Genomic DNA, 13,555 nt, shown 5'->3' with positions numbered 1-13,555 from the left:
CTTCTGAGAATCTTCTGACATGGCACAGCAAGCGACGCCGGTCCGTCGGGCCCGGCTGGGGCGGACGCTCGGTCCGGAGGGGACGGCGGTGAGCGGTGTGGTGCTGCTGCTTCCCGAGGGCGACGAGGTCTCCGACCGCAGGCCCTCCGCGCTGCTCGCGGCCGCGTCCGTACGCGCGTTGGGGCGCAGGCTGGCACGTGCGGGCCGGGAGGAGGGTCTGGCCACGCATGTCGTGCACTACCGCTACCGCGGCTGGAACGGCGCCGAGGCCCACCTCGCCCGGGACGCCGAGTGGGCCGCCGACGAGGCCGTACGGCGCTACGGCGACGTACCCGTCTGCCTGGTCGGCACCGGAATGGGCGGCCGGGCGGCGTTGCGCGCGGCGGGGAACGAGGCCGTCAACTCGGTCCTGGCGATCGCCCCTTGGCTGCCGGAGGACGACGTGGCCGCGCCACCCGAACCGGTGAAGCAGCTCGCCGGGCGGCAGGTGCTGATCGTGCACGGCACGAACGACGGGCGCAGCGACCCGGAGTTGTCATTCCGGCTCGCCTCCCGGGCGAAGAAGGCGAACCGCGGCGTGTGCCGGTTCGAGGTGCATTCCGACGGCCACGGGCTGCGTCAGTACCGGGACGAGGTCGCCGCGCTGGCCGAGGACTTCGTGATGGGCGTGCTGTTCGGACAGTCCTTCTCCCGCCCGGTGGAGGACGCCCTGGCCGCTCCCCCGCCGCTGGGCCTGCGGATGCCGTTGGCGGCGGGGTTCGGGAAGTCGCTGCGGCGGTAAGCAGCCGCGCCCGTCTCGAAGTTCAGGAGGGCAGCAGACTGCCCCTCCTCGACAGCAGGAACCGCTTGAACGCCGCCACCGGTGGCGTGTCCGTGCGCCCCGCCAGCCAGGCCACGCCGATCTCGCGGGCGGCGCGCGGGGCGGTGACCGTCAGTTCGACCACGCCGGGGCGGGGCACGGCGGGCGGCGGCAGCAGGGCGACGCCGAGACCGGCCGCGACCAGGCCGCGCAGCGTCTCCGCCTCCTCCCCCTCGAAGGCCACCTTGGGCCGGAAACCGGCCTCCTTGCACAGCGCGTCGGTGATGCGCCGCAGGCCGTAGCCGGGCTCCAGGGTCACGAAGATCTCGTCGGCGGCCTCGGCGAGGCGGATGCGCCGGCGCCCGGCCAGGGAGTGGTCGGCCGGGACGACCAGGCGCAGCTTCTGCTCGTCGAGGCGGCGGGCGACCAGGTCGGGCGCGTCGGGGACCGGGGAGGTGAGGCACAGGTCCAGCTCCCCCGCGCGCAGCCGCTCCAGCATGGCCTCGCCGTAGTTCTGCACGAGGCTGAAGCGGACCCGGGGGTGGTCGGCGCGGAAGGCGTGCAGCAGGCCGGGGACGGTCTCGGCGCCCATGGTGTGCAGGAAGCCGAAGGCGACCTTGCCGGTGGCCGGGTCGGCGTCGGCGCGGACCTCGTCGGCGGCCCGCTCGACCTCGGCGAGGGCGCGTTCGACGGAGCCGAGGAAGGTCCGCCCGGCGACGGTCAGCGCGAGGGTGCGGCCGCGGCGCACGAACAGGTCCACGCCGAGGTCCTCCTCCAGGCGGACGAGGGCGCGGGAGAGGGTCGACTGGGGGACGTTCATCTCCTGGGCGGCCCGGGTGACGTGCTCGGTGCGGGCCACTCCGGCGAAGTGCGCGAGGCGGGGCGCGAGCAGCGCGACGATGTCTTCTGTGTCACCGGACGGTGACAGGCGGGGCCGTGAGCTTTGCTGATGCACCATGGGAACGATTATGGCCATTCCATGCATTGGACGGATGAGTAAGGGGCTTCGTACCTTCGTGGCATGACTCCCGCCGATACCGGGGCGTCCACGGTCGTGGACGCCTCCGCCGTCTCCGCCGCCTCCGACGCCGATTCCTTCGAAGCCTCCGACTCGCGCATGGCTCCGGGCGGCCCCGGATACCGCCGGATGAGTCTCGCGCTGTTCCTGGCGGGCGTCGCGACCTTCGCGCTCCTCTACTCCACCCAGGCCCTGCTGCCGCTGATCTCGGGCGACCTCGGCGTCACGGCGAGCGACGCGAGCTGGACCGTGGCCGCCGCGACCGGCGGCCTCGCGGTGTTCGTGCTGCCGATGAGCGCGCTGTCGGAGCGGTTCGGACGGCGTACGGTCATGACGGCGTCGCTGGCGGTCGCGGTGACCGTCGGGCTGCTGGTGCCCTTCGCCCCGTCGCTCCCGGCGCTGGTCGCGCTGCGGGCGGTGCAGGGCGCTGCGCTGGCCGGGCTCCCGGCCTCGGCGACGGCGTACCTCGCGGAGGAGGTGCGGCCGCGGGCGCTGGTCACCGCGATCGGCCTGTTCGTGGCGGGCAACAGCGTCGGCGGGATGAGCGGCCGGGTGATCACCGGCTGGGTCGCCCAGGAGTGGGGCTGGCGGGTCGCCGTCGGGGTCATCGGCCTGGTCGCGGTGGCGTGCGCGGTGGCCTTCCGGCTGCTGCTGCCGGCGCCGAAGCACTTCACGCCGGGTTCGCTGCGCCCGCGGGTCCTGGTCCGCACGGTCCGCGACCACCTCGCCAACCCGCTGCTGCGCCGCCTGTACGCGATCGGCGCGCTGTTCATGACGGTGTTCGGCGGTGTCTACACGGTGATCGGCTACCGCCTGACCGAGGCACCGTTCTCCCTCCCGCAGGGCCTGATCGGCTCGATCTTCCTGGTGTACCTGGTCGGCACGGTCTCGGCCTCGACGGCCGGCCGTCTGGTGGACCGTCTCGGCCGCCGCGGGGCGCTCTACCTGGGCGCGGGGACGACGGCGGCGGGCCTGCTGCTGTCCCTGGCGCCGTCCCTGCCGCTGGTCCTCCTCGGCCTGGTGCTGATCACGGCGGGCTTCTTCGCCGGGCACGCGGTGGCCTCCTCGGCGGTCGGCAAGACCGCCCGGCACGGCCGCGCCCAGGCCTCGGCGCTGTACCAGTCCGCCTACTACGTGGGTTCCAGCGCGGGCAGCACGGTCGGGGCGGTGGCCTTCCACTCCGGCGGCTGGGCCGGCACGGTCGCGGTGGGGGTGCTCGCGGTCGTGGGCGTCGTGGTCATCACGGTCTCCGGGTCGCTGGCGGCCCGCCGCCAGGCCGCGGGCGCGCCGGTGAGGGCTCTGGGCCTGCCGCGCTGACCTGCGCCTTTGTTGACTGCACAGGCCATTGTCAGTCCCCTGCGGTAGCTTCCGAAGTGCGAGGCGCGAAGACGCGCACGACGGGACGCCACAGGGGTGGGTGGACGATGACCAACGGCACCGTGACGACGGAGCTGGACTCCGCGCTGGAGAAGCACCGGCCCGAGCTGACGGGGTACTGCTACCGGATGCTCGGTTCCTCCTTCGAGGCCGAGGACGCGGTGCAGGACACGCTGGTCCGCGCCTGGCGGAGCTACGACAAGTTCGAGGGCCGCTCCAGCCTGCGCTCCTGGCTGTACCGGATCGCGACCAACGTCTGCCTGGACATGCTGACCGCGGGCAACAAGCGGGCGCGTCCGATGGACCTGACGGAGGCGACCCCGCTCGCCCAGGCCGCCCTGTCCCCCCGCCCGGACCACACCTGGCTGGAGCCGATGCCCGACGCCCGCGTGCTGCCGCAGACCGCCGACCCGGCCGAGGCCGCGGTCGCCAAGGAGTCCGTGCGGCTCGCCTTCATGGCCGCCCTCCAGCAGCTGCCGCCCAAGCAGCGGGCGGTGCTGATCCTGCGCGAGGTGCTGGCGTGGAAGGCGAGCGAGGTCGCCGAGCTGCTCGGCACCTCGGTCGCCTCCGTCAACAGCGCGCTCCAGCGCGCCCGCGCGACGCTCGCCGAGCGGGCGGACCGGGGGGCCGACGCCGCTGTCTCGGACCCGCTGGACGAGGAGCAGCAGAAGCTCCTGGAGCGCTATGTCGCGGCCTTCGAGGGCTACGACATGACGGCGCTGACGGCGCTCCTGCACGAGGACGCGGTCATGACGATGCCGCCGTTCGACCTGTGGCTGGCCGGCCCGGCGGACATCACCGGTTTCATGACCACGCTCGGCGCCGCGTGCGCCGGGTCCCGGCTGCTGCCGGTCCAGGCCAACGGGCTGCCGGCCTTCGCGCACTACAAGCCGGACCCGGAGGCGGGCGGCTTCGCGCCGTGGGCGGTCCAGGTGCTGGAGATCTCAGACGGCCGCATCACCGGGTTCCACTGCTTCCTCGACACCAAGCGGTGGTTCCCGCTGTTCGACCTGCCGCTCCGTCTCGAAGCGGAGGCCGACGAGGTCCAGTAGGGCGTGCAGGGCCGGATCGGGGTCGCGCAGCCGGATCCGGCCCCCGGTCCGCCGGGCGGTGAGCTCCAGCCGGGCCAGCAGGTCGACCACGGCGAGCCCCGGCGGCCCGAGACCGCCGACGTCGCAGACGACCACCCCGGCCCGGGTGCTTTCCAGCAGCGCGCGCACCTCGTCGCAGAACCGGGGCGTCTCCCCTCGGGAGACGGGCCCCGGCAGCACGAGTACGGCGGGTGTCACGGCGTCCACGTGCGGTAGACCGGGCGTCGGCCGGGAAGTCATCGGTGTCCGCCGCCGGAGATCGCAGCAGAGATCACATTGACGTGCGCGGACTCCGCCCCGGAGGGTTTGCTGCATGCCCCACGCATCCCCGCCGTCTCCCCCTGCCATACCGTCCCTGGTCCGCCCGCTCGGCGGGGAGGTGCCGTGCAGGGGGTGCTGACCGGCTTCGCGGTCATCGCGGTGGTGATCGGCGTCGGCTATGTGCTCGGCCTGCGCGGCCATCTGGGCCCCCAGGGCCGCGAGGTGCTGACCAAGCTCGCCTTCCACGTGGCGTCACCGGCCCTGCTGTTCACGACCCTCGCGACGGCCGACCTGTCGGTGGTCTTCTCCGCCCGGCTGCTGGTGACGGCCCTGTCCACGGTGGCGGTGGCCGGTGCGTTCGTCGCGGTGGGCGTCGTACGGGGCTGGGGTGTGGGCCGTACGACGATCGGCGCGCTGTGCTCCGGTTACGTCAACTCCGGCAACCTCGGCATCCCGATCGCCGTGTACGTCCTGGGCGACGCCTCGCTGGTGGCGCCGGTGCTGCTGTTCCAGCTGGTGCTGGTGACGCCGGTGGCGGTGACGATCCTGGACCTGTCGCGCGGGGGCGGCGGGGGCACCCTGTGGCGGCGCCTGCTGACGCCGCTGCGCAATCCGATCGCGCTGGGCTCACTCGCCGGGGTCGCGGTCGCCGCGAGCGGCTTCGAGGTGCCCGACCCGGTCATGGACCCGGTGACGCTGATCGGCAACATGTCGGTCCCCGCGGTGCTGCTGGCCTTCGGCATCGGTCTGTGCGGCTCCACGATGCCGCTGCGGGGCGTGGAACGGCGGCCGGTGCTGCTCGCGGTCGCGCTGAAGGCGGTGGGCCAGCCGGCGGTGGCCTGGGCGCTGGCGTCGGGGGTCTTCGGTCTGCGGGGCCCCCAACTGCTCGACGTGGTGGTGACGTCGGCACTGCCCGCCGCGCAGAACCTGTACACGTACGCGTCGACCTACGGCGTCGGCGAGCGCCTGGCCCGCGACGCGATCCTGGTCTCGACGGTGGTGTCCGTGCCGGTGCTGGTGGGGGTGGCGGCGGTGCTGGGGTGAGTCAGGCCTCGGGGAACTCGCCGGTGTCGATGGTCAGGTCGAAGGGGGCGGGGAGCTTGACGGGGTCGCCGAACTTCGCGGCGCTCAGTACCCGGTAGACGTCACCCTTCGGTTCGCCGTAGAGGGTCGCGGTGGGGCCGCCCGGGGCCAGGCAGTCGATGAGAAGGTACAGGGGGACGCCTGCTTCCGCGTAGCCCGCGAGTTTGTGGGTTCGGTCGTTGGTCGCCGTGGCCGTGGAGGTGATCTCCCCGACCAGTTCGGCCGTGGAGGCGGGGATGAGCTGATCGTCCCCCGCGCGCAGCGCCTCGCCGGCCACGACCGCGAGGTCCGGCACGTACAGGCCGAGCCGGGCCGGTACGGCCAGGGGCAGCCGCTGGTAGACGCCCCACTCCTGCGGGATCACGTCGTAGAGGCGTCGCTGTACGCGTTCGGCGGCCACGTTGTGCGCGAGCGAGGAGAGGGGGGCGACCGTGATCAGCCCTTCGACGATCTCCACCTTGCAGGCCTTGGGTGCCTCCGTCCGGCGCCAGACCCAGACGAGTTCGTCCCACATGTTGTCGGCCAGGACGTAGTCGCCCTCAAGTTCCCGCATGCGGGCAGTCAACATGCCGAACGGGACCGGTGGAGGTGCACCGGTCCCGTTCACTCGATCGAGGAAACCTCCTGATCAGGCGATACGTTCCCGCACCACCGGCGAGGCGGTGAAGTCCGTGCCGGCCGAGGCGACGTCGTACGCGCCCTCCACCGCCGCGAGGGCGTACTCGAAGCGGTCCGGGGTGTCGGTGTGGAGGGTGAGGAGGGGCTGGCCCGCGGTGACCGTGTCGCCGGGCTTGGCGTGGAGTTCGACGCCCGCGGCGGCCTGCACCGGGTCCTCCTTGCGGGCGCGGCCCGCGCCCAGGCGCCACGCGGCGACGCCGACGTCGTAGGCGTCGAGTCGGGTCAGGACGCCGGAGGCACCCGCCTTCACCACGTGCTGTTCCTTCGACGTGGGCAGCGCGGCGTCCGGGTCGCCGCCCTGGGCCGCGATCATGCGGCGCCAGACGTCCATCGCCGAGCCGTCGGCCAGTGCCTTCGCCGGGTCGGCGTCCTTGAGGCCCGCGGCGTCGAGCATTTCGCGGGCCAGGGCGAGGGTCAGCTCGACGACGTCGGAGGGGCCGCCGCCGGCCAGGACCTCGACCGACTCGCGGACCTCCAGGGCGTTGCCCGCGGTCAGGCCGAGGGGGGTGGCCATGTCGGTGAGGAGCGCGACCGTCTTCACGCCGTGGTCGGTGCCGAGGCCGACCATCGTGGAGGCCAGTTCGCGGGCGTCCTCGATGGTCTTCATGAAGGCGCCCGAGCCCACCTTCACGTCCAGGACCAGCGATCCGGTGCCCTCGGCGATCTTCTTCGACATGATGGAGGAGGCGATGAGCGGGATCGCCTCGACCGTGCCCGTCACGTCGCGCAGCGCGTACAGCTTCTTGTCGGCGGGCGCCAGGCCGTCGCCCGCCGCGCAGATCACCGCGCCGGTGGTGTCCAGGACGTTCAGCATCTCCTCGTTGGACAGGAGGGCGCGCCAGCCGGGGATCGACTCCAGCTTGTCCAGGGTGCCGCCGGTGTGGCCGAGGCCGCGGCCGGAGAGCTGCGGGACGGCCGCGCCGCACGCCGCCACCAGGGGCGCGAGGGGCAGGGTGATCTTGTCGCCGACGCCGCCCGTGGAGTGCTTGTCGGCGGTCGGGCGGGACAGGGACGAGAAGTCCATGCGCTCGCCGGAGGCGATCATCGCGGCCGTCCAGCGGGCGATCTCGCCGCGGTTCATGCCGTTGAGCAGGATCGCCATCGCGAGCGAGGACATCTGCTCGTCGGCCACCTCGCCGCGCGTGTACGCGTCGATGACCCAGTCGATCTGCTCGCCGCTGAGCTCGCCGCGGTCCCGCTTGGTGCGGATGACGGAGATGACGTCCATGGCCATGTCTGGCTGTCCTAACGCGAGTTGCTACTTGGTGAGGTGGTCGGGGCCGAAGGCCTGCGGGAGCATCCGGGAGAGCGGGAGGATCCCCTCCGGGGTCTCGAGGAGCAGCTCCGGGCCGCCGAACTCGTACAGGAGCTGCCGGCAGCGGCCGCAGGGGACGAGTACCTCGCCCTCGCCGTCGACGCAGACGAAGTGCGTCAGCCGGCCGCCGCCGGTCACCAGCAGCTGGGAGACGAGCCCGCACTCGGCGCACAGGCCGATGCCGTAGCTGGCGTTCTCCACGTTGCAGCCGGTGACGGTGCGGCCGTCGTCGACGAGGGCGGCGGCGCCCACGGCGTACCCCGAGTAGGGGGCGTACGCCCGGGACATCGCGTCCCGGGCCGCCGTGCGCAGCTCCTGCCAGTCGGCCCCGGTCACTTGCCCTGGCCCTTGCGGTACTGCATGCCGTCCGCCTTGGGCATCCGCAGCCGTTGCGCGGACAGGGCGAGGACGACGAGCGTGACGACGTACGGCGTGGCGGAGACAACCTGGTTGGGGACCTCGTTGGTGCCTGCGTACCAGGCCGTCATCCCGGCGGCCGCGAGCAGGAGCAGCCCGCCGCCGTAGCGCTTCACGACCAGCAGGACCACTGCTGCGACGACCAGCAAGACTGCGAGGTACGGCAGGGCCGAGTCGAGTCGGGACGGCATCTCGTCGTCGACCCCGTTCCAGATCGCCATCAGCGCTGCGAAGACCAGCGCCACCGCACCGGCCATGTACTTCTTCTTCAGCAGCACCGCGACCGCGGTGACCACCAGCAGGAACGCCACCAGCAGCAGCAGCGCGTGCACGTTGGCGGAGCCGCCGCGCAGGTTGAGGCTGTCGGTGTAGCCGAAGAGACCGGCGCCGATGGCGAGGCCGCCCGGCATCCAGTTGCCGAAGATCATCGCCGCGAGGCCGATGTAGCCGCGGCCGCTGGTCTGGCCCTCCAGGTAGAAGGGGTTGGCCACGATGGACAGGAAGACGCCGCCGAGACCGGCCAGGCCGCCGGAGATGATCACGGCCAGGTACTTGTACTTGTAGACGTTGACGCCGAGGGACTCGGCGGCGATCGGGTTCTCGCCGCAGGAGCGCAGCCGCAGGCCGAACGGGGTGCGCCACAGGATCCACCAGGTGGCGGGGATCAGGGCGACCGCGATCAGGGTGAGCCAGGAGACGTCGGTGACCAGGCCGCCGAGCAGGCCCGCGATGTCCGAGACGAAGAACCAGTGCTGGTCGTTGAGGCTGTCCAGCCAGCCGGAGAGGCCCGGGATCGAGAAGTGCCCGAGGGAGTCGACCGGCGGCGACTGCTTGGCCGAGCCGCCCTGGTGGCCCTCGAAGGCGAGCGGGGCGAGGTAGCGGGTGGCGCCGAGGGCGAGGATGTTGATGGCCACACCGGAGACGATGTGGTTGACGTTGAAGGTGATCGTCACGATGGCGTGCAGCAGGCCGCCGAGGCAGCCGCCGACGATGCCGACGAGGACGCCGGTCCACGGCCCCCACTGGAAGCCGGCCCAGGCACCGAACCAGGTGCCGAGGATCATCATGCCTTCGAGGCCGATGTTGACGACGCCCGCGCGCTCGGCCCACAGACCGCCGAGACCGGCGAGGCCGATCGGCACGGCCAGCTGGAGGGCGGTGGACATCTGGCTGACGTTGGTGATGCCGTTGGCGCCGGTGATCAGGCGGACGATCGAGGTCAGCGCCAGGGCTCCGGCGATGACCAGGAGCAGCACGGGCCACGACATGCGGCGGCCGGTCCGTGGTGCGTGCTCCAGCGACGGCTGGTTGACGTCGGTCGCTGTGGTCGGAGCGGTCATCGGCCGGCCACCTCCTTCTTCGAGTTGTCGGTGGCGCCGAGGACGTGACCGGCGGCCAGCTCCGCGCCGACCCGGCGCTGCTGGCGGCGCAGGCCCCACTCACGGACGGCCTCGTAGGAGACGACGACCGAGAGGACGATCAGGCCCTGCATGATGACCGCGATCTCCTTGTCGTAGCCGTGGAAGTCCAGCTCGGGCGAGGCCTTGTCGAGCCAGGCCCACAGCAGGGCGGCGAAGGCGATGCCGACCGGGCTGTTGCGGCCGAGCAGGGCGATGCCGATGCCGAGGAAGCCGATGCCGGTGGGGAAGTTGAGGCTGTAGGTGTGGGTGTCGCCGAGCAGGATCGGCAGACCCGCGAGACCGGCGAGCCCGCCGGAGAGCAGCATCGCGGTGAGCACCATGCGCTTGGGGCTGACACCGCTGGCCGCGGCGGCGGACTCGGAGGCGCCGGAGGCGCGCAGGTCGAAGCCGAAGCGGGTGCGGTTGAGGACGATCCAGTAGCCGATGCCGAGGAGGACGGCGAGGATCACCAGGCCGTAGATCTCGCCGGCCGCGCCCGTGTCGATGCCGGGGACCCAGCCGGACTCGTGCATCTCGCCGGTGGTGTTGTTGTTGCCGATCTTGACGCCGAAGACGTCCGGCAGCCACAGGTAGCCGATGACGGAGGTGGCGATGGCGTTGAGCATGATCGTCGCGACGACCTCGCTGACGCCCCGGGTCACCTTGAGGACACCGGCGATGCCGGACCAGAAGGCGCCGGTGAGGACGGCGGTCAGGAGGAGGAGCGGGATCTGGAGGGCGGCCGGCAGGTTGGCGTGGGCGCCGACGATCGCGGCCATCATGGCGGCGAGCTGGTACTGCCCGTCGACGCCGATGTTGAAGAGGTTCATCCGGAAGCCGATGGCCACCGCGAGGGCCGCGATGTAGTACATCGACGCCTGGTTGACGATCAGGACCTGGATGTCGGAGAACCCGGCCTGCTCGAACATGAGGGCGAACGGTTCGACCGGGTTCTTGCCCGAGGCGATCAGGACGATCGCACTGAGCACGAAGGCCACGGCGAGCGCGATGACCGGTCCGGCCACCGCGAGGAGCACGCGCTCCTTGTCGAACTTCTTCATCAGCGGGCCTCGTCTTCCGGAGACTCGGGGGACTCAGGGGCCTCGGGGGACTTGAGTGACTTGGACGGCTCGGACGGCTCGGGGGCGTCCGGGGACTTCGGGGACTTCGCCGGACCGGCCTCCCCGCCCTCCCCGGCCGGGGTCCCGGCGTTCTCCTCGTCCTCCAGGTGTCCGGAGGCGGCGCCGGTCATCGCCGAGCCGAGTGCCTCGGGGGTGATGGTGGCGGGGTCGGCGTCCGCGACCAGCTTGCCGTCGTAGATGACCCGGAGGGTGTCGGACAGGCCGATCAGCTCGTCCAGGTCGGCGGAGATCAGCAGCACGGCCAGACCCTCGCGGCGGGCCTCGCGGATGTGGTCCCAGATCGCGGCCTGCGCGCCGACGTCCACGCCGCGGGTGGGGTGGGCGGCGATGAGGAAGCGCGGCTTGTGGCTCATCTCGCGGCCGACGATCAGCTTCTGCTGGTTGCCGCCGGAGAGCGAGGCCGCGGTGACGTCGATGCCGGGGGTGCGGACGTCGTACGTCTCGACGATGCGGCGGGTGTCCTGCTGGGCGCTCTTCAGGTCCAGCCAGACGCCCTTGCTGTTGGGCTTCTCGGTGACGTGGCCCAGGATGCGGTTCTCCCAGAGGGGTGCCTCGAGGAGCAGCCCGTGGCGGTGACGGTCCTCGGGGATGTAGCCGACGCCCTGCTCGCGGCGCTTGCGGGTGGGCAGCGCGGTGATGTCCTGGTCGAGGAAGCGGATGGAGCCGGAGTCGGCGTGGCGCAGCCCGATGAGCGCGTCGACCAGCTCGGTCTGGCCGTTGCCCTCGACACCGGCGATGCCGAGGATCTCACCGGCGTGGATGGTGAAGGAGATGTCGTCGAGCAGGGCCTTGCCGCTGGGCGCGGCCAGGCGCAGCGTGTCGACGGTGAGGACCGCCCGGTCGGTGACCGTGGACTCCGCCGTCTGAGGCGTGGGCAGCTCGCTGCCGACCATCAGCTCGGCGAGCTGACGGGGCGTGGTCTCGGCGGGGACGGCCGTGCCGACCGTCGTGCCGCGGCGGATCACGGTGATCTCGTCGGCGACCGAGAGGACCTCGCCCAGCTTGTGGGAGATGAAGATGACGGACAGGCCCTCGGCCTTCAGCTCGCGCAGGTTGTCGAAGAGGGCGTCCACCTCCTGCGGCACCAGGACGGCCGTGGGCTCGTCGAGGATCAGCGTGCGGGCGCCGCGGTAGAGGACCTTGAGGATCTCCACACGCTGGCGGGCGGCGACGCCCAGCTCCTCGACCAGGACGTCGGGGCGCACGCCGAGGCCGTAGCGCTCGGACAGCTCCTTGATCTTGCGGCGGGCCCTGGCGCCGATGCCGTAGAGCTTCTCGCTGCCGAGGACCACGTTCTCGAGGACCGTGAGGTTGTCGGCGAGCATGAAGTGCTGGTGGACCATGCCGATGCCGCGGACGATCGCGTCGGCGGGCGAGGAGAAGGCCACCTTCTCGCCGTCGACCGCGATGGTGCCCTCGTCCGGCTTCTGCATGCCGTAGAGGATCTTCATCAGCGTCGACTTGCCGGCGCCGTTCTCGCCGACGAGGGCGTGGACGGTGCCCTTGCGGACGGTGAGGTGGATGTCGTGGTTGGCCACGACTCCGGGGAAACGCTTGGTGATCCCGGCGAGTTCGACGGCGGTCACCGATTCGTTGACCGCCGCTCCGGCCGGAGGGCTGCTGGACGCGTTGATGGCGCACTCTCCTGGGGACGGGGGCCGTCTACGCGCGTAGCGCCCCTACGGCATCTAAAAGCGGCGGCACATCGACGCGACGGGGTACGGGGAGAGCGACTTCGAGGACGCTCTCCCCGTACCCCGCCGTGCGGCCGGGCCGGCGCGGTTACACGCTGTTCGAGGTGTTGCTGGTGCTACTCAGCCGTTCAGCTGCTCTTGACCTTGATCTCGCCGCTGATGATCTTCTCCTTGGCCGTCTTGATGGCTGCCTGGAGCTCGGCGTCGTCCGCGAACTTCGGGTTGGAGTCCGAGAGACCGACCTCGCCGGACTTCAGATCGCCCCGAACGATACCGGTCTCCGGCTTGCCGTCCTCGACCGACTTCGAAAGGTTGTAGACGGCCGAAGCGACGTCCTTCGTGGCCGAAGTCAGGATGTAGTCCTTGTACTTCGCGAGGGCTTCCTGCTTGTACTGGTCGGAGTCGACGCCGATCGCCCAGACCTTGTTGGCGGCGGCGGCCTCGATCACGCCCTGGCCGGAGAGACCGGCCGCCGCGTACACGACGTCGGCCTTCTTCTCGATCTGGCCCTCGGCGGCGGTCTTGCCCTTGTCGGGGCTGGAGAAGCCGCCCTCCTCCGCGGTCTGCGTGAGGTACTGCGAGATGACCTTGATCTTCGGGTTGGTGTCCTTGACGCCCTGCTCGTAGCCGGCCTGGAACTTGTGGATCAGCGGGACGTCCACACCGCCCACGAAGCCGACCGTGTTGGTCTTGGTGCTCTTGGCGGCGGCGACACCGGCGAGGTAGGACGCCTCCTGCTCGTTGAAGACCAGGTCCGCGACGTTCTTCGCCTCGATCGTGGCGTCGTCGACGATGCCGAAGGTGGTGTCCGGGTACTTCTCGGCGACGTTCTTCATCGCGGAGGCGTAGGCGTATCCGATGCCGACGACCGGGTTGTAGCCCTGCTTCGCCAGCGAGGACAGCCGCTGCTCCTTGTCGGCGTCCGTCTCGCCGTCGGTGGGCTCGACGTCGGCCGTCTCGTAGCCGAACTCCTTCTTGGCCTGCTCCAGACCGGCGTACGCCGCGTCGTTGAAGGACTGGTCGCCCTTGCCGCCGACGTCGTACGCGATGGCGAGACCCTTGTCCCCCTTGGACTCCGAACCGGAGTCGGTCGAGGTACCACCGCAGGCGGCGAGGGCGAGGGCCAGGGAGGCGGTCGCTGCGCCTGCGACCGTGATCCGGGAAATCCGGCGCATGTCTGGTGCTCCTGTCGTACAAGCGCCGGGGACGGTTCGGCTGCGGCGCTGGCTTCGCCGCAGATTAACGCGCGTAGACCTGCCTGAAAACCCCTTCTGTCCACC

12 protein-coding genes and 2 pseudogenes are annotated in these 13,555 nt (G+C 71.5%); 4 read left to right on the top strand and 10 right to left on the bottom strand.

The features are described 5' to 3' along the window. Nucleotides 1–19: 19 nt before the first annotated feature. Nucleotides 20–781 (top strand): alpha/beta hydrolase, encoded by a 762-nt coding sequence (locus ACZ7MF_RS04090; protein WP_326649983.1) that lies wholly within the window; start codon nucleotides 20–22, stop codon nucleotides 779–781. Nucleotides 782–803: 22 nt separating this feature from the next. Here ACZ7MF_RS04090 and ACZ7MF_RS04085 read toward each other — a convergent pair whose 3' ends face one another. Next, nucleotides 804–1,757 carry a LysR family transcriptional regulator gene (locus ACZ7MF_RS04085; RefSeq protein WP_385964352.1) on the bottom strand — a complete coding sequence of 318 codons (954 nt, stop codon included), beginning with the start codon at nucleotides 1,755–1,757 and terminating at the stop codon, nucleotides 804–806. 63 nt (nucleotides 1,758–1,820) lie between these two features. Between ACZ7MF_RS04085 and ACZ7MF_RS04080 the strand changes: the two genes are divergently transcribed. Then, nucleotides 1,821–3,134 (top strand): MFS transporter, encoded by a 1,314-nt coding sequence (locus ACZ7MF_RS04080; RefSeq protein ID WP_471474365.1) that lies wholly within the window; start codon nucleotides 1,821–1,823, stop codon nucleotides 3,132–3,134. A gap of 107 nt (nucleotides 3,135–3,241) precedes the next feature. After that, nucleotides 3,242–4,246, top strand: coding sequence for a sigma-70 family RNA polymerase sigma factor (locus ACZ7MF_RS04075; RefSeq protein WP_159324016.1), 1,005 nt, complete (start codon nucleotides 3,242–3,244; stop codon nucleotides 4,244–4,246). On the opposite strand, the gene ACZ7MF_RS04070 is transcribed toward ACZ7MF_RS04075, so the two are convergent. Further along, nucleotides 4,139–4,525, bottom strand: a complete 387-nt coding sequence (locus ACZ7MF_RS04070) for an STAS domain-containing protein (RefSeq protein WP_471474363.1) — start codon at nucleotides 4,523–4,525, stop codon at nucleotides 4,139–4,141. The genes ACZ7MF_RS04075 and ACZ7MF_RS04070 overlap by 108 nt on opposite strands. Before the next feature lie 144 nt (nucleotides 4,526–4,669). Here ACZ7MF_RS04070 and ACZ7MF_RS04065 point away from each other — a divergent pair, with 144 nt between their 5' ends. Continuing rightward, on the top strand, nucleotides 4,670–5,590 hold the full coding sequence (locus tag ACZ7MF_RS04065; RefSeq protein ID WP_356860251.1) for an AEC family transporter: 921 nt from the start codon (nucleotides 4,670–4,672) through the stop codon (nucleotides 5,588–5,590). A 1-nt stretch (nucleotide 5,591) separates the two neighbouring features. Here ACZ7MF_RS04065 and ACZ7MF_RS04060 read toward each other — a convergent pair whose 3' ends face one another. From ACZ7MF_RS04060 to ACZ7MF_RS04025, 8 genes and pseudogenes are all read right to left on the bottom strand, one after another. Beyond that, complete coding sequence (locus ACZ7MF_RS04060) at nucleotides 5,592–6,182, bottom strand: Uma2 family endonuclease (protein ID WP_471474362.1); 591 nt, start codon at nucleotides 6,180–6,182, stop codon at nucleotides 5,592–5,594. A gap of 75 nt (nucleotides 6,183–6,257) precedes the next feature. After that, on the bottom strand, nucleotides 6,258–7,535 hold the full coding sequence (locus ACZ7MF_RS04055) for a thymidine phosphorylase (RefSeq protein ID WP_471475184.1): 1,278 nt from the start codon (nucleotides 7,533–7,535) through the stop codon (nucleotides 6,258–6,260). A 30-nt stretch (nucleotides 7,536–7,565) separates the two neighbouring features. Next, the gene (locus ACZ7MF_RS04050; protein WP_471474360.1) at nucleotides 7,566–7,958 is read right to left on the bottom strand and encodes a cytidine deaminase; all 393 of its coding nucleotides are present in this window, start codon (nucleotides 7,956–7,958) and stop codon (nucleotides 7,566–7,568) included. Next, nucleotides 7,955–8,110 (bottom strand): annotated as a pseudogene (locus ACZ7MF_RS04045) (ABC transporter permease); the annotation flags it as partial. The gene ACZ7MF_RS04050 and the pseudogene ACZ7MF_RS04045, both read right to left, overlap by 4 nt. A gap of 87 nt (nucleotides 8,111–8,197) precedes the next feature. Continuing rightward, nucleotides 8,198–9,379: pseudogene (locus tag ACZ7MF_RS04040) on the bottom strand (ABC transporter permease); the annotation flags it as partial. Then, nucleotides 9,376–10,500 (bottom strand): ABC transporter permease, encoded by a 1,125-nt coding sequence (locus ACZ7MF_RS04035; RefSeq protein ID WP_471474359.1) that lies wholly within the window; start codon nucleotides 10,498–10,500, stop codon nucleotides 9,376–9,378. The pseudogene ACZ7MF_RS04040 and the gene ACZ7MF_RS04035, both read right to left, overlap by 4 nt. Next, nucleotides 10,500–12,167: an ABC transporter ATP-binding protein gene (locus ACZ7MF_RS04030; protein ID WP_471474358.1), complete on the bottom strand. Its 1,668-nt coding sequence runs from the start codon at nucleotides 12,165–12,167 to the stop codon at nucleotides 10,500–10,502. The genes ACZ7MF_RS04035 and ACZ7MF_RS04030 overlap by 1 nt, the downstream gene beginning before the upstream one ends. A gap of 236 nt (nucleotides 12,168–12,403) precedes the next feature. After that, on the bottom strand, nucleotides 12,404–13,450 hold the full coding sequence (locus ACZ7MF_RS04025) for a BMP family lipoprotein (RefSeq protein ID WP_471474357.1): 1,047 nt from the start codon (nucleotides 13,448–13,450) through the stop codon (nucleotides 12,404–12,406). Between the last annotated feature and the right edge of the window lie 105 nt (nucleotides 13,451–13,555).

This window comes from Streptomyces sp. NPDC111628, from assembly GCF_055635195.1.
This window is presented reverse-complemented; position numbering and strand designations above follow the sequence as displayed.